Annotated in this window: 16 protein-coding genes; 15 read left to right on the top strand and 1 reads right to left on the bottom strand. The window is 68.3% G+C overall.

What is annotated here, in order from left to right; translation table 11 throughout:
* The 12 genes from NBRGI_RS03465 to NBRGI_RS03410 form a co-directional block, all read left to right on the top strand.
* A partial coding sequence (locus tag NBRGI_RS03465) for an NADH-quinone oxidoreductase subunit D (protein ID WP_029892792.1) occupies positions 1–943 on the top strand: 943 nt, incomplete at its 5' end.
* Between the two features lie 23 nt (positions 944–966).
* The gene (gene nuoE / locus NBRGI_RS03460) at positions 967–1,722 is read left to right on the top strand and encodes an NADH-quinone oxidoreductase subunit NuoE (protein ID WP_029892791.1); all 756 of its coding nucleotides are present in this window, start codon (positions 967–969) and stop codon (positions 1,720–1,722) included.
* A 1-nt stretch (position 1,723) separates the two neighbouring features.
* Entirely contained in the window at positions 1,724–3,034 is a 1,311-nt protein-coding gene (gene nuoF / locus NBRGI_RS03455) for an NADH-quinone oxidoreductase subunit NuoF (protein ID WP_029892790.1), read from the top strand.
* Between the two features lie 126 nt (positions 3,035–3,160).
* The gene (locus NBRGI_RS03450; RefSeq protein WP_029892789.1) at positions 3,161–5,671 is read left to right on the top strand and encodes an NADH-quinone oxidoreductase subunit G; all 2,511 of its coding nucleotides are present in this window, start codon (positions 3,161–3,163) and stop codon (positions 5,669–5,671) included.
* Complete coding sequence (nuoH, locus tag NBRGI_RS03445) at positions 5,664–7,499, top strand: NADH-quinone oxidoreductase subunit NuoH (protein ID WP_029892788.1); 1,836 nt, start codon at positions 5,664–5,666, stop codon at positions 7,497–7,499. The genes NBRGI_RS03450 and nuoH overlap by 8 nt, the downstream gene beginning before the upstream one ends.
* Complete coding sequence (locus NBRGI_RS03440; protein ID WP_029892787.1) at positions 7,496–8,305, top strand: NADH-quinone oxidoreductase subunit J; 810 nt, start codon at positions 7,496–7,498, stop codon at positions 8,303–8,305. The genes nuoH and NBRGI_RS03440 overlap by 4 nt, the downstream gene beginning before the upstream one ends.
* Positions 8,302–8,601, top strand: a complete 300-nt coding sequence (nuoK, locus tag NBRGI_RS03435; RefSeq protein ID WP_029892786.1) for an NADH-quinone oxidoreductase subunit NuoK — start codon at positions 8,302–8,304, stop codon at positions 8,599–8,601. Before NBRGI_RS03440 ends, nuoK begins: the two co-directional genes overlap by 4 nt.
* A gap of 1 nt (position 8,602) precedes the next feature.
* On the top strand, positions 8,603–10,489 hold the full coding sequence (gene nuoL / locus NBRGI_RS03430) for an NADH-quinone oxidoreductase subunit L (protein WP_029892785.1): 1,887 nt from the start codon (positions 8,603–8,605) through the stop codon (positions 10,487–10,489).
* Entirely contained in the window at positions 10,486–10,611 is a 126-nt protein-coding gene (locus NBRGI_RS49570; RefSeq protein ID WP_267467398.1) for a hypothetical protein, read from the top strand. The genes nuoL and NBRGI_RS49570 overlap by 4 nt, the downstream gene beginning before the upstream one ends.
* On the top strand, positions 10,608–12,224 hold the full coding sequence (locus tag NBRGI_RS03420; RefSeq protein WP_029892784.1) for an NADH-quinone oxidoreductase subunit M: 1,617 nt from the start codon (positions 10,608–10,610) through the stop codon (positions 12,222–12,224). Before NBRGI_RS49570 ends, NBRGI_RS03420 begins: the two co-directional genes overlap by 4 nt.
* Positions 12,221–13,852, top strand: a complete 1,632-nt coding sequence (gene nuoN, locus NBRGI_RS03415; RefSeq protein ID WP_029892783.1) for an NADH-quinone oxidoreductase subunit NuoN — start codon at positions 12,221–12,223, stop codon at positions 13,850–13,852. The genes NBRGI_RS03420 and nuoN overlap by 4 nt, the downstream gene beginning before the upstream one ends.
* 150 nt (positions 13,853–14,002) lie before the next feature.
* Positions 14,003–14,545 (top strand): hypothetical protein, encoded by a 543-nt coding sequence (locus NBRGI_RS03410; protein WP_029892782.1) that lies wholly within the window; start codon positions 14,003–14,005, stop codon positions 14,543–14,545.
* Between the two features lie 220 nt (positions 14,546–14,765).
* Here the strand turns inward: NBRGI_RS03410 and NBRGI_RS03405 are convergent, their stop codons facing one another.
* On the bottom strand, positions 14,766–16,460 hold the full coding sequence (locus NBRGI_RS03405) for an SMI1/KNR4 family protein (RefSeq protein WP_029892781.1): 1,695 nt from the start codon (positions 16,458–16,460) through the stop codon (positions 14,766–14,768).
* 317 nt (positions 16,461–16,777) lie between these two features.
* On the opposite strand from NBRGI_RS03405, the gene NBRGI_RS03400 reads away from it, so the two are divergent.
* The 3 genes from NBRGI_RS03400 to NBRGI_RS03390 all read left to right on the top strand — a co-directional run bounded on the left by NBRGI_RS03400 (position 16,778) and on the right by NBRGI_RS03390 (position 20,159).
* The gene (locus NBRGI_RS03400; protein WP_029892780.1) at positions 16,778–18,502 is read left to right on the top strand and encodes a hypothetical protein; all 1,725 of its coding nucleotides are present in this window, start codon (positions 16,778–16,780) and stop codon (positions 18,500–18,502) included.
* Positions 18,503–18,726: 224 nt separating this feature from the next.
* Positions 18,727–19,317: a TetR/AcrR family transcriptional regulator gene (locus tag NBRGI_RS03395; protein ID WP_348525419.1), complete on the top strand. Its 591-nt coding sequence runs from the start codon at positions 18,727–18,729 to the stop codon at positions 19,315–19,317.
* A complete protein-coding gene (locus NBRGI_RS03390) occupies positions 19,314–20,159 on the top strand; it encodes an alpha/beta fold hydrolase (RefSeq protein ID WP_029892778.1) in 846 nt (281 codons plus the stop codon). The genes NBRGI_RS03395 and NBRGI_RS03390 overlap by 4 nt, the downstream gene beginning before the upstream one ends.
* Positions 20,160–20,316: the final 157 nt, after the last annotated feature.

The following is a 20,316-nucleotide window of genomic DNA, read 5'->3' as shown; positions in this document are numbered from 1 at the left end:
GGTCAACATCATTCGCGTCATGCTGATGGAACTCAACCGCATCTCCTCGCACCTGGTGGCGCTGGCCACCGGCGGCATGGAACTGGGCGCGCTGACCCCGATGCTGTTCGGTTTCCGGGAACGCGAGTTGATCCTCGACGTCTTCGAGACGATCACCGGCCTGCGGATGAACCACGCCTACATCCGTCCCGGCGGCCTGGCCCAGGATCTGCCCGACGACGGCGTGACCAAGGTCCGGGAACTGCTGGCGCTCATGCCGAAACGATTGCGCGACATGGAGCAGTTGCTCACCGCCAACCCGATCTGGAAGGCCCGCACCCAGGACATCGGCTACCTCGATCTGCAGGGCTGCATGGCACTGGGGATCACCGGTCCGGTGCTGCGCGCCACCGGCCTGCCGCACGACCTGCGCAAGGCCCAGCCCTACTGCGGGTACGAGAACTACGAATTCGACATCCCCACCACCACGGGCTGTGACTGCTACGGCCGCTACGTGATCCGGGTGGACGAGATGAAGGAGTCGCTCAAGATCGTCGAGCAGTGCCTGGACAAGCTGCGCCCCGGCCCGGTGATGGTGGACGACAAGAAGATCGCCTGGCCCGCCGATCTGCAGCTCGGCCCGGACGGACTCGGCAACTCCCCCAAGCACATCAGCAAAATCATGGGCAGCTCGATGGAGGGCCTGATCCACCATTTCAAGCTGGTCACCGAGGGCATCCGGGTGCCGGCGGGGCAGGTGTACACCGCCGTGGAATCGCCGCGCGGCGAACTCGGCGTGCACATGGTCAGCGACGGCGGCACCCGGCCGTTCCGGGTGCACTACCGCGACCCCTCGTTCACCAATCTGCAAGCGGTGGCGGCGACTTGTGAGGGCGGCATGGTCGCCGACGTCATCGCGTCGGTCGCCAGCATCGACCCCGTGATGGGCGGAGTAGACCGATGACAGAAGCATCGCGCAGCGATTCGATGAGGGGTGGTGGCCGGGTGACGGGCGGGTCAGAAATTGTTTTGAAGCTCAGCACGCGTCCCGAACCGTTCCAACCGTTCATCCGGGAGCGGCTCGAACTCGACGCCAAGCAGATCATCGCCCGCTATCCGGAGCCACGCTCGGCCCTGCTGCCGCTGCTGCATCTGGTGCAGGCCGAGGAGGGTTGCGTCACCGGCACCGGCATCGACTTCTGTGCCGACCAGCTGGGTTTGACCGGCGCCGAGGTCACCGCCGTCGCCACCTTCTATTCGATGTACCGGCGTACCCCGACCGGCGACTACCACGTCGGCGTGTGCACCAACACGCTGTGCGCGGTGATGGGCGGCGACGCCATCCTCGCCGCGCTCGAACGGCATCTCGGCATCGCACACGGCGACACCACCGCAGACGGCAAGATCACCCTCGAGCACGTCGAGTGCAACGCGGCCTGCGATTTCGCCCCGGTGATCATGATCAACTGGGAATTCTTCGACAATCAGACCCCCGAATCGGCGCAGGCCCTCGTCGACGCGCTGCGCGCGGGACAGCAGGTGACGCCGACCCGGGGCGCGCCGCTGTGCACGTTCAAGGAGACCGCGCGCATCCTCGCCGGCTTCCCGGACGAGCGGCCCGGCGTGCTCGACGGCGCGGCGGGCCCGGCCACCCTGGCCGGATTGGAAGTCGCGCGCGAGCAACGCATGGCCGCCCCCGATCCCGCGCAAACCTCGGTGCTGCAACAGGATTCGGAGGCCTGACATGACGTTGACCCCCGTGCTCACCCGGTACTGGGACGACCCGCAGTCCTGGACGATGGACACCTATCGCCGCCACGACGGCTACCAGGCGCTGCGCAAGGCGCTGGCGATGCAGCCGGACAACGTCATCCAGACCGTCAAGGACGCCGGACTGCGCGGCCGCGGCGGTGCGGGCTTCCCCACCGGCATGAAGTGGAGCTTCATCCCGCAGGGCCCGGGCCCCGACGGCGTCACCAAACCGCACTACCTGGTGGTCAACGCCGACGAGTCGGAACCCGGTACGTGCAAAGACATTCCGCTGATGCTGTCGAGTCCGCACGCGCTGATCGAGGGCGTCGTCATCGCCGCCTACGCCATCCGCGCCGCGCACGCGTTCATCTATGTGCGCGGCGAAGTGGTGCCGGTGCTGCGCCGCCTGCAGGCCGCCGTCGCACAGGCCTACGAGGCAGGCTTTCTCGGCAACGACATCCTCGGCTCCGGCTACAACCTCGAACTCATCGTGCACGCGGGTGCGGGTGCTTACATCTGCGGTGAGGAAACCGCGCTGCTCGACTCCCTCGAAGGCCGCCGCGGCCAGCCCCGATTGCGGCCGCCGTTCCCCGCCGTCGCCGGGCTCTACGCCTGCCCGACCGTGGTGAACAATGTCGAATCCATTGCCAGCGTGCCCTCGATCATCCTGCACGGCACGGAATGGTTCCGCGCGATGGGCACCGAGAAGTCGCCGGGCTTCACGCTCTACTCGCTCTCGGGTCACGTGCATCGTCCCGGCCAGTACGAAGCGCCGTTGGGCATCACGCTGCGCGAACTGCTCGGCTACGCCGGCGGTGTGCGCCACGGTCACGAGGTGAAGTTCTGGACGCCGGGCGGGTCGTCCACACCGCTGTTCACGGCGGCCCACCTCGACGTGCCACTGGATTACGAGGGCGTCGCCACCGCCGGATCCATGTTGGGCACCAAGGCCTTACAGATCTTCGACGAAACCACCTGTGTCGTGCGCGCGGTGCTGCGCTGGACCGAGTTCTACGCGCACGAATCCTGCGGCAAATGCACCCCCTGCCGCGAGGGCACCTACTGGCTGGTGCAACTGCTCGCACGGCTCGAGCAGGGCCGCGGCACCGAGGCCGACCTGGACAAGTTGCTCGACATCAGCGACACCATCAACGGCAAGTCGTTCTGCGCGCTCGGTGACGGCGCGGCCAGCCCGATCATCTCGTCGCTGAAGTACTTCCGCGACGAGTACGTCGATCATCTGCGGCTCGGCGGTTGCCCGTTCGACCCGGCGCGGTCCACCGCGTGGGCAAAGGAGGCCTAAATGACTGCATCACAGAGTGATTCGATGAGGGGTGGTGGCCGGGCGGCGGGTGGGCCTGCATCACAAAGTGATTCGATGAGGGGTGGCGGCCGGGCGGCGGGTGGGCCTGCATCACAGAGTGATTCGATGCGGGGTGGCGGCCGGGTGACGGGTGTTTCCGCGGCCGAGAACAAGAGCGCACCGGTAGCCGTGCCCGCGGATCTGGTGTCGGTCACCATCGACGACACGACGGTGAGCGTGCCCGCGGGCACCTTGGTGATCCGGGCCGCCGAGCTCATCGGCATCCAGATCCCGCGCTTCTGCGATCACCCGCTGCTCGATCCGGTCGGCGCCTGCCGTCAGTGCATCGTCGAGGTCGAGGGTCAGCGTAAGCCGGTCGCCTCCTGCACCATGACCGTCACCGACGGCATGGTGGTGCGGACCCAGCTCACCTCGCCGGTCGCGGACAAGGCGCAGGAGGGCGTGATGGAGCTGCTGCTCATCAACCATCCGCTCGACTGCCCGGTCTGTGACAAGGGCGGTGAGTGCCCGCTGCAGAACCAGGCGATGTCCACCGGCCGCGCCGAGAGCCGGTTCGAGGGCGAGAAGCGCACGTATCCCAAGCCGATTCCGCTGTCCAGTGCGGTGCTGCTGGATCGGGAGCGCTGCGTGCTGTGCGCGCGGTGTACGCGATTCTCCCAGCAGGTCGCCGGTGACCCGTTCATCGAACTGCTGGAACGCGGTGCGCTGCAACAGGTCGGCACCGCGCAGGCCGAACCGCTGGATTCCTACTTCTCCGGCAATACCGTGCAGATCTGCCCGGTCGGCGCGCTCACCGGTACCAGCTACCGGTTCCGGGCCCGGCCCTTCGACCTGGTGTCGAGCCCGAATGTGTGCGAGCACTGCGCCTCCGGCTGCGCCCAGCGCACCGACCACCGGCGCGGCAAGGTGCTGCGCCGCCTGGCCGGAGACGACCCGCAGGTCAACGAGGAATGGAACTGCGACAAGGGGCGCTGGGCCTTCGCCTACGCCACCGAACGCGACCGCCTCACCACCCCGCTGGTCCGCGGCTGGGACGGCAACCTGGCCCCCGCGTCGTGGTCCGAGGCGCTCGCCGCGGCCGCGGAAGGCTTGGCCGCGGCGCACGGCAGCGCGGGCGTACTGGTCGGCGGCCGGGTCACCCAGGAAGACGCCTACGCCTACGCCAAATTCGCCCGAATCGCGCTGGGCACCAATGATATCGACTTCCGGGCCCGGGCCCACTCGGCGGAGGAGGCAGACTTCCTCGCCGCCCGCGTCGCCGGACAGGGCATGACGGTCACCTACGACGACCTCGAGACCGCGCCGGTCGTGCTGCTCGTCGGATTCGAGCCCGAGGAAGAGTCGCCGATCGTCTATCTGCGGTTGCGCAAGGCCGCGCGGCGTCGCCGCCTGCCGATCTATTCGCTCGCCCCGTTCGCCTCCCGCGGCCTGGAGCGGATGGCGGGCAAGCTCGTGCGCGCCATGCCCGGCGCCGAACCCCATCTGCTCGACGCCGTCCGCGGCGGCGAAAACGGCACGCCGGGAACCGATCCCGCGCAACTCGCGGACCTCGCACGGCTGCTGCGCGCACCCGGCGCGGTGATCATGGTGGGCGAGCGGATGGCAGGCATCGCGGGTGCGCTCTCCGCCGTGGTTCGCCTCGCCGACGAGACCGGGGCCGCGCTGGCCTGGGTGCCGCGGCGGGCCGGTGAACGCGGCGCGGTGGCGGCGGGCGCGCTGCCCGCCCTGCTGCCCGGCGGTCGGCCGGTCGTCGATCCGCTTGCCCGGCAACAGGTTCGGGCCGTCTGGAATGTGGCGGACCTGCCGGCTACGCCGGGCCGAGACACCGCGGCGATCCTGGAGGCCGCGCCAGGTCTCGGTGCCCTGGTGATCGGCGGCGTGGACGTCACCGATCTGCCGGACCCGGCCGGCGCCCTCGCCGCCATCGACGCGGCCCGGTTCGTGGTGAGCCTGGAACAGCGGCACAGCTCGGTGACCGAGCGCGCCGACGTGGTCTTCCCGGTGGCCACCGCGATGGAGAAGGCCGGCACCTTCCTCACCTGGGAGGGCAGAGCGCGTCCGTTCGCGGCGGCGCTCGGCGACGACATGGTGCGCCGCCAGACCGCGCCGCTCTCGGATCAACGGGTGCTGCAAGCCATCGCGGAGGAGATGAAGGTCGGGCTCGCCCTGCCCGACATCGACGCCGCGCGTGCCGAACTCGCCGAACTCGGCGGATGGGACGGGGCGCCGGTCGCCGCGCCCGCGCATCGGCCGCACCCGCTGACTCAGCCGGCACCGGGCACCGCGGTACTGGCCAGCTGGCGGATGCTGCTCGACGACGGCCGGATGCAGGACGGCGAACCCAACCTCGCGGGCATCGCCCGCCCGGCGGTGGCCCGGCTGTCCGCCACCACGGCGGCCGAAATCGGCGCGGTCACCGACGATCTGGTGACCGTCGCCAGCGCACACGGCAGCATCACGCTGCCCCTGATGATCAGCGACCTGCCCGACCGGGTGGTCTGGGTGCCGCAACACTCACCCGGCAGCGCGATCGCCGAACAATTGGCCACCCAGCCCGGCGGCATCGTCACCCTGCGGCGCGCCGACGAGCGGATGAAGGAGCACCGCCATGAGTGACCTCAGTCTTTTTGGCCACGATCCACTGTGGCTGGTGATCGCGAAGTCCCTCGCCATCTTCGTCTTCCTGCTGCTCACCCCGATGATCGCAGTGGTCGCGGAACGAAAGATCGTGGCGCGCATGCAGATGCGCATCGGCCCGAACCGGATCGGCCCGTACGGGATGTTGCAGAGCATCGCCGACGGCGTGAAGATGGCGCTCAAGGAAGACATCGTCCCCGCCATCGTGGACAAGCCGATCTACATTCTGGCGCCGGTCATTTCGCTGATCCCGTCGGTGATGGCGTTCGCGGTGATCCCGTTCGGGCCCGAGGTGTCGGTGCTCGGGCACCGCACCGCCCTGCAATTGACCGACCTGCCGGTGGCGGTGCTCTACATCCTGGCGATCACCTCGATCGGGGTGTACGGGATCGTGCTCGCGGGCTGGTCGTCGGGCTCGACCTATCCGCTGCTCGGCGGGCTGCGTTCGACCGCGCAGGTGATCTCCTACGAGATCGCGATGGCGCTGTGCTTCGCCACCGTGTTCCTGCTCGGCGGCACCATGGCCACCTCCGGCATCGTCGAGGCGCAGGAGGGCACCTGGTACGTCTTCCTGCTGCTGCCCTCGTTCCTCATCTACTGCGTCTCCATGGTCGGCGAGACCAACCGGGCGCCGTTCGACCTGCCCGAGGCCGAAGGCGAACTCGTCGGTGGCTTCCACACCGAGTACTCCTCGCTGAAGTTCGCCATGTTCATGATGGCCGAATACATCAACATGGCAACGGTTTCCGCGCTCGCCACCACCCTGTTCCTGGGTGGCTGGCACGCGCCGTGGCCGCTGAACATGTGGGACGGCGCGAACAGCGGCTGGTGGCCGGTGCTGTGGTTCACCGCCAAGGTGTGGATGTTCCTGTTCGTGTTCATCTGGCTGCGCGGCACCCTGCCCCGCCTGCGCTACGACCAGTTCATGAACCTGGGCTGGAAGCTGCTGATCCCGACCTCGCTGCTGTGGGTGATGCTGGTCGCCACCGCCCGCGTGCTGCAGGCCGAGGGCTACCAGGTGCAGACGCCGTTCCTGGTGATCGGTGGTCTGTTGATCTCCGGGCTGATGATCGGCCTGTTCCTGCGCGCCGGACGCCGAGGCGGGGCGGCGCCCCCGGCCGAGCCGGAACCCGCTGTGCCCGCGCCGGATTCAGCCGTGTTCCTGGGCTTCCCGACTCCGCCGCTGCCCGAGCGTCCACGCGAACCCGCCAAGGCGGGCCTGCTCGATCCGCTGGCCGGGTTCGCCGTCACCGCAGCGACCATGTTCAAAAAGCCCAACACCGAGTTCTATCCGGAACAGAAGGTGCCGACGGCGCCGCGCTATCACGGGCGCCACCAGCTCAACCGGCACCCGGACGGACTGGAGAAGTGCATCGGCTGCGAGCTGTGCGCCTGGGCCTGTCCCGCCGACGCGATCTTCGTCGAGGGCGCGGACAACACCGAGACGGCCCGCTTCTCCCCCGGGGAACGGTACGGGCAGGTCTACCAGATCAACTACCTGCGCTGCATCGGCTGTGGGCTGTGCATCGAGGCGTGCCCCACCCGTGCGTTGACCATGACCAACGACTACGAGATGACCGACGACAACCGCGCCGACCTCATCTACGAGAAGGACCGCCTGCTCGCGCCGCTGCAGCCCGGCATGACCGCGCCGCCGCACGCGATGTACCCGGGCAGCGACGAGGGCGACTACTACCGGGGCAACGTGCCGGGCAACGCGTCGGAAACCAATGGGGCGCACGCGGTCGACGGCTCCGACAGTCCGAAACAGCCCGCCGTCGCGGGCGTGGAAGGAGGGGCGCGGTGAACGAATTCATCCTTGCCGCAGAGCCGCTCACCCGCACCTCCACCGGCGAAGCGGTGAACTTCTGGGTGCTCGCCCCGCTGGCCACCGCCGGCGCGCTGGGCATGGTGTTCGCCCGCAAGGCGGTGCATTCCGCGATCTGCCTGGCCGCGACGATGGTGATCCTGGCCGTGTTCTACATGGCGCAGGACGCGCTGTTCCTCGGCGTGGTGCAGATCGTGGTGTACACCGGCGCGGTCATGATGCTGTTCCTGTTCGTGCTCATGCTGGTCGGCGTCGACTCCGCGGAATCGCTGAAGGAGAACCTGCGCGGCCAGCAGCTCGCGGCGGCCGCGGTGGGCCTCGGCTTCGGGCTGCTGCTGATCAGTGGCATCGCCCGCGGTATCCGCGATTCCGGAATCACCTTCCCGGCCACGGGTTTCGCCGGGCGCGACGTGATCGGCGAACTGGCCGAGCTGATCTTCGTCCGCTACGTGTGGGCGTTCGAGCTCACCGGCGCGCTGCTCATCACCGCCACCATCGGCGCGATGGTGCTGGCGCACCGCGAACAGTTCGGGCCGCGAATCGGGCAGCGGGAGATGTCGATCCGCCGCTTCCGCGAGGCCGGGCACCGGCCCACCCCGCTGCCCACCCCGGGCGTGTACGCCAGGCACAACGCGGTCGACATCCCGGCCCGGCTGCCCGACGGCTCCTTCGAGGAACTCTCGGTCAGCACCATCCTGCGGCACCGCCGCACCCGGGCGTTGACCGAGGCGGCCGTCATCTCGGTCGGCGCCGAGAACCCGAGCGACGAGGAAGGCAAGCGGTGAATCCGGAGAACTACCTGTTTCTGTCGGCCCTGCTGTTCACCATCGGCGCGGCGGGAGTGCTGTTGCGGCGCAACGCCATCGTGGTGTTCATGTGCATCGAGCTGATGCTCAACGCGGTGAACCTCGCGTTCGTCACCTTCGCCCGGTTGCACGCGAACCTGGACGGGCAGGTGTTCGCGTTCTTCACCATGGTGGTCGCGGCGGCCGAAGTCGTGGTCGGCCTGGCCATCATCATGACCATCTTCCGTGCCCGCCGCTCGACCTCGGTCGACGACGCCAACCTGCTGAAGTTCTGACATGGACACCACAGCACTCTGGCTGCTGCCAGCACTGCCGCTCGCCGGCGCCGTAATCCTGCTGCTGAGTGGACGGTTCAGCGACAAATGGGGTCACCTGCTCGGCACCGCGCTGGCGCTCGGGTCGTTCGTGGTCGCGGGCATCGCGTTCTTCGGCATGCTCGGTCGCGACGGCGACCAGCGCGCGGTGCACACCGAGCTGTTCCAGTGGGCGCCGGTCGCGGGGTTGCAGGTCGACTTCGGCTTGCAGCTCGATCAGCTGTCGATGTGTTTCGCATTGCTGATCACCGGCGTCGGCTCGTTGATCCACATCTACTCCATCGGTTACATGGCCGACGATCCGGCGCGACGCCGATTCTTCGCCTACCTCAATCTGTTCCTCGCGGCCATGCTGCTGCTGGTGCTGGCGAACAACTACCTGGTGCTCTATCTCGGCTGGGAGGGCGTCGGCCTGGCGTCCTACCTGCTGATCGGGTTCTGGCACGAAAAGCCTTCGGCGGCAACGGCGGCCAAGAAGGCGTTCGTCGTCAACCGGGTCGGTGACATGGGGTTGGCGATCGCCATGTTCGTGATGTTCGCGACCTTCGGCTCGATCGACTTCGGCACCGTGTTCGCCGGGGCGCCGCAGGCCGGGGAGGGCACGCTCACCGCGATCGGGTTGCTGCTGCTGCTCGCCGCGTGCGGCAAGTCCGCGCAGGTGCCGCTGCAGTCCTGGCTCGGCGACGCGATGGAGGGCCCGACTCCGGTGTCGGCGCTCATCCACGCGGCGACCATGGTGACGGCCGGTGTCTACCTGATCACCCGTTCCGGCCCGATCTTCGACCTGTCGCCGGACGCGCGCCTCGGCGTGGTCCTCGTCGGCGCGGTGACGCTGCTGTTCGGTGCGATCATCGGCTGCGCCAAGGACGACATCAAGAAGGCGCTCGCCGCGTCCACCATGAGCCAGATCGGCTACATGATGCTGGCCGCGGGGCTCGGACCGGCCGGTTACGCGTTCGCCATCATGCATCTGCTCACGCACGGCTTCTTCAAGGCGGTGCTGTTCCTCGGCGCCGGTTCGGTGATGCACGCGATGGACGACGAAACCGATATGCGCCGCTACGGCGGCTTGCGCACACTGCTGCCGGTCACCTACATCACCTTCGGGCTCGGCTATCTGGCGATCATCGGGGTGCCGCCGTTCGCCGGGTTCTTCTCCAAGGACAAGATCATCGAGGTGGCGTTCAACCAGGGCGGCGCCAGCGGTGTGGTGCTCGGCACGGTGACCCTGCTCGGCGCGGGCCTCACCGCGTTCTACATGACGCGGGTGATGCTCATGACGTTCTTCGGCGAACGGCGCTGGAAACCCGATACCCATCCGCACGAATCACCCGCGGTCATGACGGGACCGATGGTGCTGCTGGCCTTCGGCTCGGTCGCCGCCGGTGGTCTGTTCGTCTTCGGTTCCGCGCTGCCGAACTGGCTGGAACCGGTGGTCGGCGCCCATCACGGCGAGGAGACCGTCCCGGCGGCCGTCGTGACCGCACTCGCGCTCGTCGTGGTCGCGGCCGGCGTGGGCTTCGCCTACTACCAGTACGCGCAGCGCACGATCCCCGAGACCGCACCGCAGGCCGTGTCCGCGCTGACCGTCGCGGCCCGCAAGGACCTCTACGGTGACGCGCTCAACGAGGCAGCCTTCATGCGACCCGGCGGCTACCTGACCCGCGCGCTGGTCTTCCTCGACAACCGGGGCATCGACGGAATCGTCAACGGCACAGCGGCTTTGATCGGCGGCCTGTCCGCACGCATCCGCCGGGTGCAGTCCGGGTTCGTGCGCTCCTACGCCCTTTCCATGTTCACCGGCGCGGCCCTGGTCGCCGCCGCCCTGCTGGCGGTGAGGTTGTGGTGAGCATTTATCCCTGGATCCCGGCGTGGTCGCGTCCGATGCCCGCGCTGCTCGGGCCCCGTGTTTCCATGTCCACCGGCGCGGCCCTGGTGGCTGCCGCCCTGCTGGCGGTGAGGTTGTGGTGACGGACTTTCCCTGGTTGACCATCCTGTGGTTGGCGCCCGTTCTCGGCGCGGTGGTGGTGCTGGTGCTGCCCGCCGGGCAGCGGCTGCTCGCGCGGATACTCGCGTTGAGTGTGTCGGTGGCGGTGCTGATCCTCGCGGTGGTGCTCGCCGTGCGCTTCGATCCCGGTGGGGCGCAATACCAATTCGTCGAGGACCACGAGTGGATCCCGGCGTTCGGCGCGGGCTACACCGTCGGTCTCGACGGGATCGCACTGGTCCTCGTGCTGCTCACCACGGCCCTGGTGCCGCTGTTGATGCTGGCGGGCTGGCGCGACGACCGCGAGGTCGGCAGCGGCCGCCGGGTCGCGCACACCTACGTCGCGCTCACCCTGCTGGTCGAGGCGATGGTGCTGATTTCCTTTGTCTCGCTGGACATCCTGCTGTTCTACGTGTTCTTCGAGGCGATGCTCATCCCGATGTACTTCCTGATCGGCGGCTTCGGGCCCCGGTCGGCCGACGCGCAGCTGCGGCAGCAGCGCTCGCGTGCCGCGGTGAAGTTCCTGCTGTACAACCTGTTCGGCGGCCTGATCATGCTGGCCGCGGTGATCGGGTTGTACGTGGTCACCGCGCGGGACGGGCTCGGCGCGGACGGCTCGGGCACCTTCGACTTCCGCGTCGTGGTGGCCGCCGCGAACTCCGGCCAGCTCGGCGCGGCGCCGGCGGTGCTCAACGCGCTGTTCCTCGGGTTCATGTTCGCGTTCGCGGTGAAGGCGCCGCTGTGGCCGCTGCACACCTGGCTGCCCGACGCCGCGGTCGCCGCGACACCGTCGAGCGCGGTGCTGATGATGGCGGTGGTCGACAAGGTCGGCACCTTCGGCATGCTGCGCTACTGCCTGATGCTGTTCCCTGGCGCCTCGGACACCTATGCGCCACTGGTGATCACGCTCGCGGTGATCGGCATCCTCTACGGTGCGCTGCTCGCGATCGGCCAGACCGACGTCATGCGGTTGATCGCCTACACCTCGATCTCGCACTTCGGCTTCATCATCCTCGGCATCTTCGCGATGACCAGCCAGGGCCAGACCGGGGCGACGCTCTACATGGTCAACCACGGCATCTCCACCGCGGCGCTGTTCTTGATCGCCGGATTCCTGGTGTCGCGCAGGGGCACCCGGCTCATCGCCGACTTCGGCGGCGTGCAGAAGGTGGCGCCGGTGCTGGCGGGCACGTTCCTCATCGCGGGACTGGCCACCCTCTCGCTGCCCGGGCTGGCGCCGTTCGTCAGTGAATTCCTGGTGCTGGTCGGCACATTCAGCCGTTACCAGTTCGCGGCCGTCGTCGCGACCGGTGCGCTGGTTCTGGCCGCGGTGTACGTGCTCTGGCTCTACCAGCGGATGATGACCGGGCCGGTCAAGGAGGGCAACGAGCGCCTCTACGACCTGGTGCCGCGCGAACTCGCGGTGGTGGTGCCGCTCATCGCGGCGCTGCTGTTCCTGGGCGTCTATCCGAAACCGGTGCTGAACTTCATCAATCCCGCGGTGAGCCAGACGTTGACGACCATCGGCAAACACGATCCCGCGCCGACCATCCCCGAAGCGGGCAAAGCCGATCAGCCCGGAGGTGTCCACAAATGAGTCAGCTGACCTCCCACGGAACCTCGCTCGCCGCCGCCATACCGGCGCCGAGCATCGAGTACGGCTACCTGTCGCCGATGCTGATCGTCTTCGGTGTAGCCGTGCTCAGCGTGCTGGTCGAGGCGTTCGCCGGGCGGCGCTTCCGGTTCGGCGGCCAGGCGCTGCTGAGCCTGGCCGGACTGATCGTCGCGTTGGTCGCGGTGATCCTGCTGGCCGGCACGAACGCCACCGCCATCGGCGGTGCCGTCGCGGTCGACGGGGTGACGCTGTTCCTGCAGGGCACCATCCTCGTGGTCGCGATCCTGGGCGTGCTGTTCATGGCCGAGCGCGGTGCCGACCGACCGGCGGCCCCGGTGCGCAGCGGGCCGGGCACCTGGAGTGCGGCCGCGGCCACCCTCGGGCGCGGCGTGGACGCGTTCACCCCGCAGGCCTCGTCGGTGCCGGGCAGCGCGAGCGAAAAGGTCGCGCTGCGAGCGGGTATCGCGACCACCGAGGTGTTTCCGCTGACCCTGCTCGCGGTCGGCGGCCTGCTGCTGTTCCCGGCCGCCAACGACCTGCTCACCATGTTCGTCGCGCTCGAGGTGCTCTCGCTGCCGCTGTATCTGCTGTGCGGACTCGCGCGGCGCAAGCGGTTGCTCTCCCAGGAAGCGGCGCTGAAGTACTTCCTGCTCGGCGCGTTCTCCTCGGCGTTCTTCCTCTACGGGGTCGCGCTGCTGTACGGACAGGCCGGGACCGTGAAACTGGCGGGAATCGCCGATGCCATCGCGGCACACCCGGACAACGCGCTGCTCGCGCTGCTCGGCGTGGCACTGCTGGCCGTCGGGCTGCTGTTCAAGATCGGCACGGTGCCGTTCCAGTCCTGGGTGCCCGACGTGTACCAGGGCGCGCCCACACCGGTGACCGCGTTCATGGCGGCCGCGACCAAGATCGCCGCAGTCGGTGCGTTGTTGCGCGTGCTGCACATCGCGGTGCCCGGGCTGCGCGACGATTGGCGGCCCGTGCTCGGCGCCATCGCGATCGCCACCATGGCGGTCGGGGCGGTCATGGCCATCACCCAGACCGACGTGAAACGGATGCTCGCGTATTCCGCTGTCGCCCATGCCGGTTTCATCCTCACCGGGTTGGTCGCCGCCAACACCAAGGGCGTCGCCGCGGTGCTGTTCTATCTGGTGGCCTACGGTCTCGGCACGCTCGGCGCGTTCGCGCTCGTCAGTCTGGTGCGCGATGCCGCGGGCGAGGAAGCCACCGCGCTCAGTCAGTGGGCCGGGCTCGGGCGCCGCTCCCCCTGGCTGGCCAGTGTGTTCGCGCTGTTCCTGCTCTCCTTCGCGGGGCTGCCCCTCACCAGTGGATTCGTCAGCAAGTTCGCGGTCTTCGAAGCCGCGGCCGCCGGCGATGCCACACCACTGGTGATCGTCGGTGTCATCTGCAGTGCGATCGCCGCGTTCTTCTACGTGCGAGTCATCGTCCTGATGTTCTTCACCGACCCGCCCACCGACGCCCCCGTCGTGGTGACGCCGTTCCTGACCACCGCCGTCGTCACCTTCGGCGCAGGCGCCACCATCATCCTCGGCGTCTTCCCCCAGCTACTCCTGGACCTCGCCGACCGCGCCGCCACCTTCGCCCGCTGATCCCCTACCCGAGCCGCGCACCTGCACCAGGTGCGCGGCTCGGTCGTCTGTGCCGAGCCGACTGTCGCGGGGTCGCGCTCAACGGCCGCAGGAGTACCGGCCGAATTTCGAGCGGATTCATCGATGTGACTCGAGCGAGAGGTATAGCCGATGGTGAGACTTTCCGACGTGGTCGATTACGACGGCGGGATGATCTATCTACTCGACCACGACCTCGACCAGCAGACGGCAACGATCAGGATGACTGCCGGGCCCCGCTTGCTTCCGGGGATCGGCGCCCTTGCCATCCGCACTCGGCAACGTCAGGGCAATCTCGCCCGCGTCAGCGTGGAGATGGGTGCCGACCAGTACCCTCCCGAACCGGTCGACGCGCAGTTCCTCGAGGAAGCCACCTACAGGACCGAGCGGGGTCGTCAGTATGTCGGCTCGTGCTACTACGAGCACTGCCAAGGACAGCTCGCCGACCCGCTCACCGGCTCCGGCCCGGCACGAGTGCACGTGCGCCTCTACGAGGTCCCCGGACCGCACGAACCCTACCGGGCAACCGCACCGGGACACGCAGACCGTCTCATCGACATCGACGAGCACGTGCTGCTGCATATCTGGAACGAACCTCTCGTCGGCAACCAAACACGGAGCACTCGCACACAACTACGCGGCATCATCGCCGCTGATAGCCCACCGGGGAGCTGACCCACTGTGGTCACGCGCGGCCACACTACCTGCTGAACTCGTCGCGGACGGCCTTCGCGATCCCGCCACCGCATAGTGGTGCATACGGCGGTCGGGGTGTACTAGTGCCTCCACGTGTACCAGTCCTTCGGCGGTGCCTTGGATGAGGCTCTCGATCGCGGTTCTGATTCTCGCGCAACGTATTCGCGCCGGGCTGCCCGCGCTGCGGCAGGTAAGGCTGCTACGCGCCGGACTCCGGCTCTCGGCGCAATTGGAGCAGTAGGTTCCAGGGGACGTCCGCCATGACGTCGGCTATTTGCGCTGCCGAGTCTTCGGACTCGGGTTGTGGCCGGACTCGAACCTCGCCGAGGGCGCCGCGGATGACGGGCAATTCGGCGAACTCGGCACCGCGGCCGAAGGTGTCGGCCCAGGCCGCTTCGTCGGCGAACGAGGCGTCTCCGGCCAACTCCGCTGCGGCGAGATGTGCGGGTACGGCGTCGAGTTCGCGCAGTCGACGCCACTGCTGAAGGTTCGCCACGAGGACGCGCAGATTCGCCAGTTCGGCGACGATCTCTGGATCGGCGGCGTCGATCTCGGAGATGTCCAGTCGCTGGAGGTTTTTCAGCGCAGCGAGCGGCGCGAGGCGTACCGGATGCTGCGCTCCGGCCAGGTGTACGTCCCACAGCACGGGGTGGCCCGACAGCGGCTCCAGGTCGAAATGCGGGCCGCTCACCCGCAGTGATTCGAGAGGAATATCCTGCGGCACTGCAAGATTCAAGGTTCGAATGCCCTCGAGCCGCAGTTGGCGCAGCATCGGCAGTGCGGCGAGTTCGGCGGCGTCGAACGAGTCGCGGCTGCGGAGATCGAGTTTCTGCACGGCGAACTTGTCGGGCAGATCATCGATCGTCTCGGCGGGGTCGTCCAGTCGACGAGTGTGGGCGGGTTGCGCTGTGTCGTACAGACTCCCGAAGTTCTCCCCGGCCCGCTGCGACTCGATCGACTTCTGCAGTGCCTCGGTCACCGATACGGCCCAGCGCGTGGCCGAATCGTACCCGAGACCGATATCGATCAACTGGCCGCGGCGACCGGCCGGACCGGGATCCAGGTCGACCGCGTGTGCGTTGCGGTCGCTGGTGCCGAGGAAGATCCACCCCGCACTGCGCGAGACGCGTTGGATCGTGCCGTGCGGCCAGCCTTCTGACACCACGCGATCGCCGGTGAACAACGAGTCGTCCCCCACGGATCGACTGTCCGCCGACAACCCCATCACCGTCGGACTGTCGGACAGATGACTCGCGGCGACGTCGCTGAGCGGCGACAGGCGGGTGATACCGAGCACCCCACGGTCGTCGTGGTCGTGGCCGACCAGCCGATACAGGGCCCGCAGGTCTTCCGGCAGCCGTCGGCCGATCCGCGCCTCCGCCGCGGCGATGTCGGCCTCGGCCGCACCTGCGGCCAGTTCGGGTCCACGCTGGTGGGCCGCTGTGTAGGCCTCGATGTACTCACTTACCAACTCACGCACTGTCGCCAGGACCGCCGGGTCGGTGGACCGGTCGTCGGGCACCGTGTCGGCCGCCGTGATCGGTTGCCGATGTCCCGGATATCGATAGTCGGGGTCCAGGACCAGCCGTCGCGCAGCGTCCCAAAAGCGCTCGCTGGAGCCGGGGGTGCACAGGTATTGGAACTCGTAGCTGTCGCCGGACAGCCGAAGGCGCATTTCTACTACGCCGTCCATATCGACGCCGAGTTCGGCGCGCACTGCGTGGGCCAGTTCGCGTCTGCCGGTCACCTGGTGCACCCGATCCGTGCCGACCACGTACGACGGATCAATTCCGTTGCTCCACTGGCTGTGGTGCATGCGCAATGTCCCACCGGTCGCTCCGGATTCCGCGAACTCTCGCGCGAGGCGTTCGACCATTTCGGCCAGCTCCGTCATGTCCTCGACACTATGCGATGCGCCGGTCAAGTTTCCGGCGTTGAGAAAGCGCCGTAGAGGTGCGGCCGAGCGTCCGCACACAAAGCCTGACCCGCCGGTCGGCTTCTGCCGTCTGAGTCGCAGGACCCGCGCGGGCACGAAAGTTGTTGGAATGCACTAGGTGGGCGGGAATCTCCTGACAAATGCACCAGTGACGTGGGACACGGTGGGTGGCAACGTGACTAACCGTGGCAAGAGCGACACGGCGTCTCGGACGGCCGAAACAGCAGGGGTGGGGGCGTGGCGGGCGCCGAAACGGTTGGGCGGCAACAGTAGCGATGACGGTGGTCGCCGCCGGTCTGCTACCACCGGGCTCGGCGGCAGCGGAAGATCCGCCCGCGTCGGCCGCCACGGACCGGCAGGAGCAGCAGATCGCGACCCGGGACGGCATCGCGGTCTCCTACGTGAGCTTTCTGCTCCCGCTACCGGCAAGCGCCGCACCGCATCCGGGGTCGTGCGAGCGCACCGGATATCTGCGCTACCGTGCGGCGGGCAGTCCACAGGACGCGCGGGACGCGGACGCCGTGGTGGTGCAGCAGGGCGGAATGATCGGCGGCGCAATCAATTCCGACGGCGTCGCGGCGAACACGGTGCGTTCGGCGAAGTCGCTCGGTCGCAACGTCGAATTCTGGGCGCTGGCCCGGCGCGGCTCCTGCTTGGATGAGACAGTCGGCTTCGACTACGCATTGCAGTCGGGCAACTATCTCGACGCGGTCGACTACTACTTCAACGGCAAGCCGCTCGAGGGCCGCACCTTCGCCGGGTTCAAGGCCTCGGCGGACCTGCCCATCCTGGATGCTTTCGGCCTGGAGCGAGTGGTGCGCGACCAGTACGAGATCATGCTGCACGAGCTCCCGGATCAGGCTGAGCGGCAACGGAAATACGTCTGCACCGGCATCTCGATGGGCGGGCTGGTCACCGGCTTCTTCTCGGACTGGGATTTCGACGGCAACCCGGGCACGCAGGCCGACGCCGGCTACAACCAGTGCGCCGCCTTCGCCGCGCAGGACTCCATGGTCTCCTCGGATCCGGCCGCGATCCAGAACACGCCGTTCTTCCGCGATGTCACCGAAGCCATCACCGGCCCCACCAATGGGGTGCTCAAGGCCGGATTCGACAGCGGCGCGCTGCCGATGCGCACGCTCGGCCCGATGCCGGTGATCGGCACCAAGGCGATGATGCTCTACCGGTTGGCCGGGCTCGCCGCGCATCTGGAGCCGGACGCGGAAAGCCAGCTGCTCGCGCACATCCACGATCCCGATATCGAGGCGACACTCACCACTCTGTTCAGCCCGAGCTGGGCGGCCGCGGTCACGGGCGGCGCGAACGGTGAGGGCACCATCCGCGACTATCGATTCACCAATGCGGCGCTGCTCGGCACGTTCATCGACAACAACTCGGGCAATTTCGCGCTGCTCCAGCAGGGTGTCGGCGCGTTGGCGGGCGGCCCGGTGGCCGAGAAGACGTTCCCGAATCACGGTGGGCTGACCCAGGTTCCGGTGCTGGGCAACTACCTGCGGATGAGCGCCGGGCCGCAGACCCGGGTGGGCCCCACCGACCGCGCGGCGCTGTATTCGTGGCGCAACTACAACGACGTCGTCGGCGTCCCGTGGACGGCGCCGAACCGGGAGACCGCCGATATCCACGAGGTGGCAAGGCAATTGGGCACCGGCTGGCCGACGGCGTACTGGGAGACCTACTTCCCGCTGCGGATGATCATCGATATCGGCGCCGGTTTCGGCGGCGCGCGCACCGGCGACATGGTGAACCTGCGCTACCACAACATGAGCCGGACGAAGCCGAACTTCATCGCGTACGCCGGCGACAGCGTGGTCCAATACGGCGTCGGCACTTGGCTTCCCGCGCCGCCGACCGCACAGGTCGAGCAGCTGCCCGGCTACACCCACGTGGACACCATCGGCGCGGCCGCGGTCCAGAACAACGGAAAACCGGACTACAGTGGCCAGTATCTCGCCGAGTTCATCCGGGGCTTGACCCCGTAGTCGTTGGTGACCGGGGCGCCGGACCGCCCCGGTCACCAACGCCGGGCGCCTTCGTCTCGGGCGGCCCGGTGCTCGTCCTGGGCGGCGGTGAGGGCAGCGCCGCCGCCCAGGTGCCGGGCTCACCCGAACGGACAACGTCCTCAGCACCTCCGACCGTCTCCGGTTGCAAAACCTAGTTGTATTAGGTTATAAACTAGGAAGCCTAGTTACGGGGAGGTGTGCGCATGATGGCACGAGCGGGTCTGAGCGCGGATCGGATCACGCGCGCGGCCGCCGATCTCGCGGACGCGATCGGTTTCGACGGCGTCACCATGTCGGCGCTGGCCAAGCAGTTCGGCGTCAAGGACGCCAGCCTCTATTCGCACGTCAAGAACCTGCAGGAATTGCGGGCGCGGGTGACTGTGCTGGCGGCGGCGGAGAAGACCGACCTCATCGCGGCCGCCGTCGCGGGCCGCGCGGGTCGCGACGCCCTCGCGGCGTACGCGCACACCTGGCGCGACTACGCCCTGCGCCACCCCGGCCGCTACGCCGCGACCCAGTCGCCGGTGCCGCCGGGTCTGGTCGACGCCGGTGCCACAGCGGCGCGTGCCGTCGAACTCACCTACAGCATGTTGCGCGCCTACGGGTTGACCGAACCGGACCTCACCGACGCGGTCCGCTTGTTGCGCAGCACCTTTCACGGCTACGCGGCATTGGAGGCCGGCGGCGGTTTCCAGCACTCCCGCGATACCGCCGCCTCCTGGGAACGCATCATCGACGCCCTGCACGTCGCCCTCGAGCAGTGGCCGTCTCCGGAGAAGAAGGAAGAATCATGAAGTCCGGCACGCTGAAAGTTCCCGGTGCGACGCTGTTCTACGAAGAGCGCGGCAGCGGGCCACTGCTGGTGCTGCTGCCCGGCAGCGGTGCGGACGCGGCGATGTTCGATCACCTCGCCGAACTGCTCGTGCCGCATTTCACGGTGCTGGCCGCCGATCCACGCGGCTATTCCCGCAGCCCGCTCGACGGCCCGCTGGTGGATCAACAGGTCGAGGTGATGAGCGAGGACATCCACCGCCTCATCGAAGATCGTGCTCCCGCAGAGGAATCGGTGTATGTCTTCGGCGCCAGCGGCGGTGCGGTCGTCGCACTCGACCTGCTCGCCCGGCACCCCGAGCGACTCGCCCTCGTCGTCGCGCACGAACCGCCCTCCTTCGGCCTGCTGCCCGACGCGGCCGACCATCGCACGTTCGTCGACGAGGTCTACGAGCTGTTTCATCGCGAAGGCGCGGCGGTCGCCGGTGCGCACTTCGCCGCCGGTGTCGGGGCGCAGGTGCGGGGCCTGCCGGACCCGGCGACGCTACCGCCGCGTGCCGCCGACATGGTCGCGCGCGTCATGGCCAACCTGCCGATCATGCTGGAACACGAACTGCGCCAGATCACTTCGCATCTGCCCGACGAAGCGGCACTGGCTGCCGTCGCCGAGCGTCTCGTCCTCGCCGTCGGCGCGGAATCCCCCGGCACCCTGCCGTACCGCCCGGCCGCGACCTTGGCCGAACGCCTCGGCACCCCGCTGGTCGAATTCCCCGGCGGTCACGGCGGACTCAACCAGCACCCGGATGCCTTCGGCCGCAAGCTCCTCGACATCCTGCAGTCCGCCCGCACGGAGCCCGTCGACTGACGCCCGTTCTGGCGCTGCTCAGCGGATACCGTTGCGCGCCTGCGCTATCGCTCAGCGCTGACCTATCGAGTGGGTCGGTTCGACGGGCTTGACTTGGAGTGCACTCCAAGTCCTAGTGTCGGGTCGTTCGTCAGCCTCCGAGGTACTGCCCGGCGCG

Source organism: Nocardia brasiliensis IFM 10847 (assembly GCF_000710915.1).
Lineage (GTDB): Bacteria > Actinomycetota > Actinomycetes > Mycobacteriales > Mycobacteriaceae > Nocardia > Nocardia brasiliensis_A.
Note: the sequence above shows the minus strand (reverse complement) of the source record. Positions and strands in the feature narration are given on the sequence as shown.

Excerpts from the sequence above, each read along its gene's own strand:
- nuoE (WP_029892791.1), top strand. The coding sequence starts at position 967 with ATGAGGGGTGGTGGCCGGGTGACGGGCGGGTCAGAAATTGTTTTGAAG.
- nuoF (WP_029892790.1), top strand. The coding sequence starts at position 1,724 with ATGACGTTGACCCCCGTGCTCACCCGGTACTGGGACGACCCGCAGTCC.
- NBRGI_RS03450 (WP_029892789.1), top strand. The coding sequence starts at position 3,161 with ATGCGGGGTGGCGGCCGGGTGACGGGTGTTTCCGCGGCCGAGAACAAG.
- nuoH (WP_029892788.1), top strand. The coding sequence starts at position 5,664 with ATGAGTGACCTCAGTCTTTTTGGCCACGATCCACTGTGGCTGGTGATC.
- nuoL (WP_029892785.1), top strand. The coding sequence starts at position 8,603 with ATGGACACCACAGCACTCTGGCTGCTGCCAGCACTGCCGCTCGCCGGC.
- nuoN (WP_029892783.1), top strand. The coding sequence starts at position 12,221 with ATGAGTCAGCTGACCTCCCACGGAACCTCGCTCGCCGCCGCCATACCG.
- NBRGI_RS03410 (WP_029892782.1), top strand. The coding sequence starts at position 14,003 with ATGGTGAGACTTTCCGACGTGGTCGATTACGACGGCGGGATGATCTAT.
- NBRGI_RS03405 (WP_029892781.1), bottom strand. The coding sequence starts at position 16,460 with ATGACGGAGCTGGCCGAAATGGTCGAACGCCTCGCGCGAGAGTTCGCG.
- NBRGI_RS03400 (WP_029892780.1), top strand. The coding sequence starts at position 16,778 with ATGACGGTGGTCGCCGCCGGTCTGCTACCACCGGGCTCGGCGGCAGCG.
- NBRGI_RS03395 (WP_348525419.1), top strand. The coding sequence starts at position 18,727 with ATGATGGCACGAGCGGGTCTGAGCGCGGATCGGATCACGCGCGCGGCC.
- NBRGI_RS03390 (WP_029892778.1), top strand. The coding sequence starts at position 19,314 with ATGAAGTCCGGCACGCTGAAAGTTCCCGGTGCGACGCTGTTCTACGAA.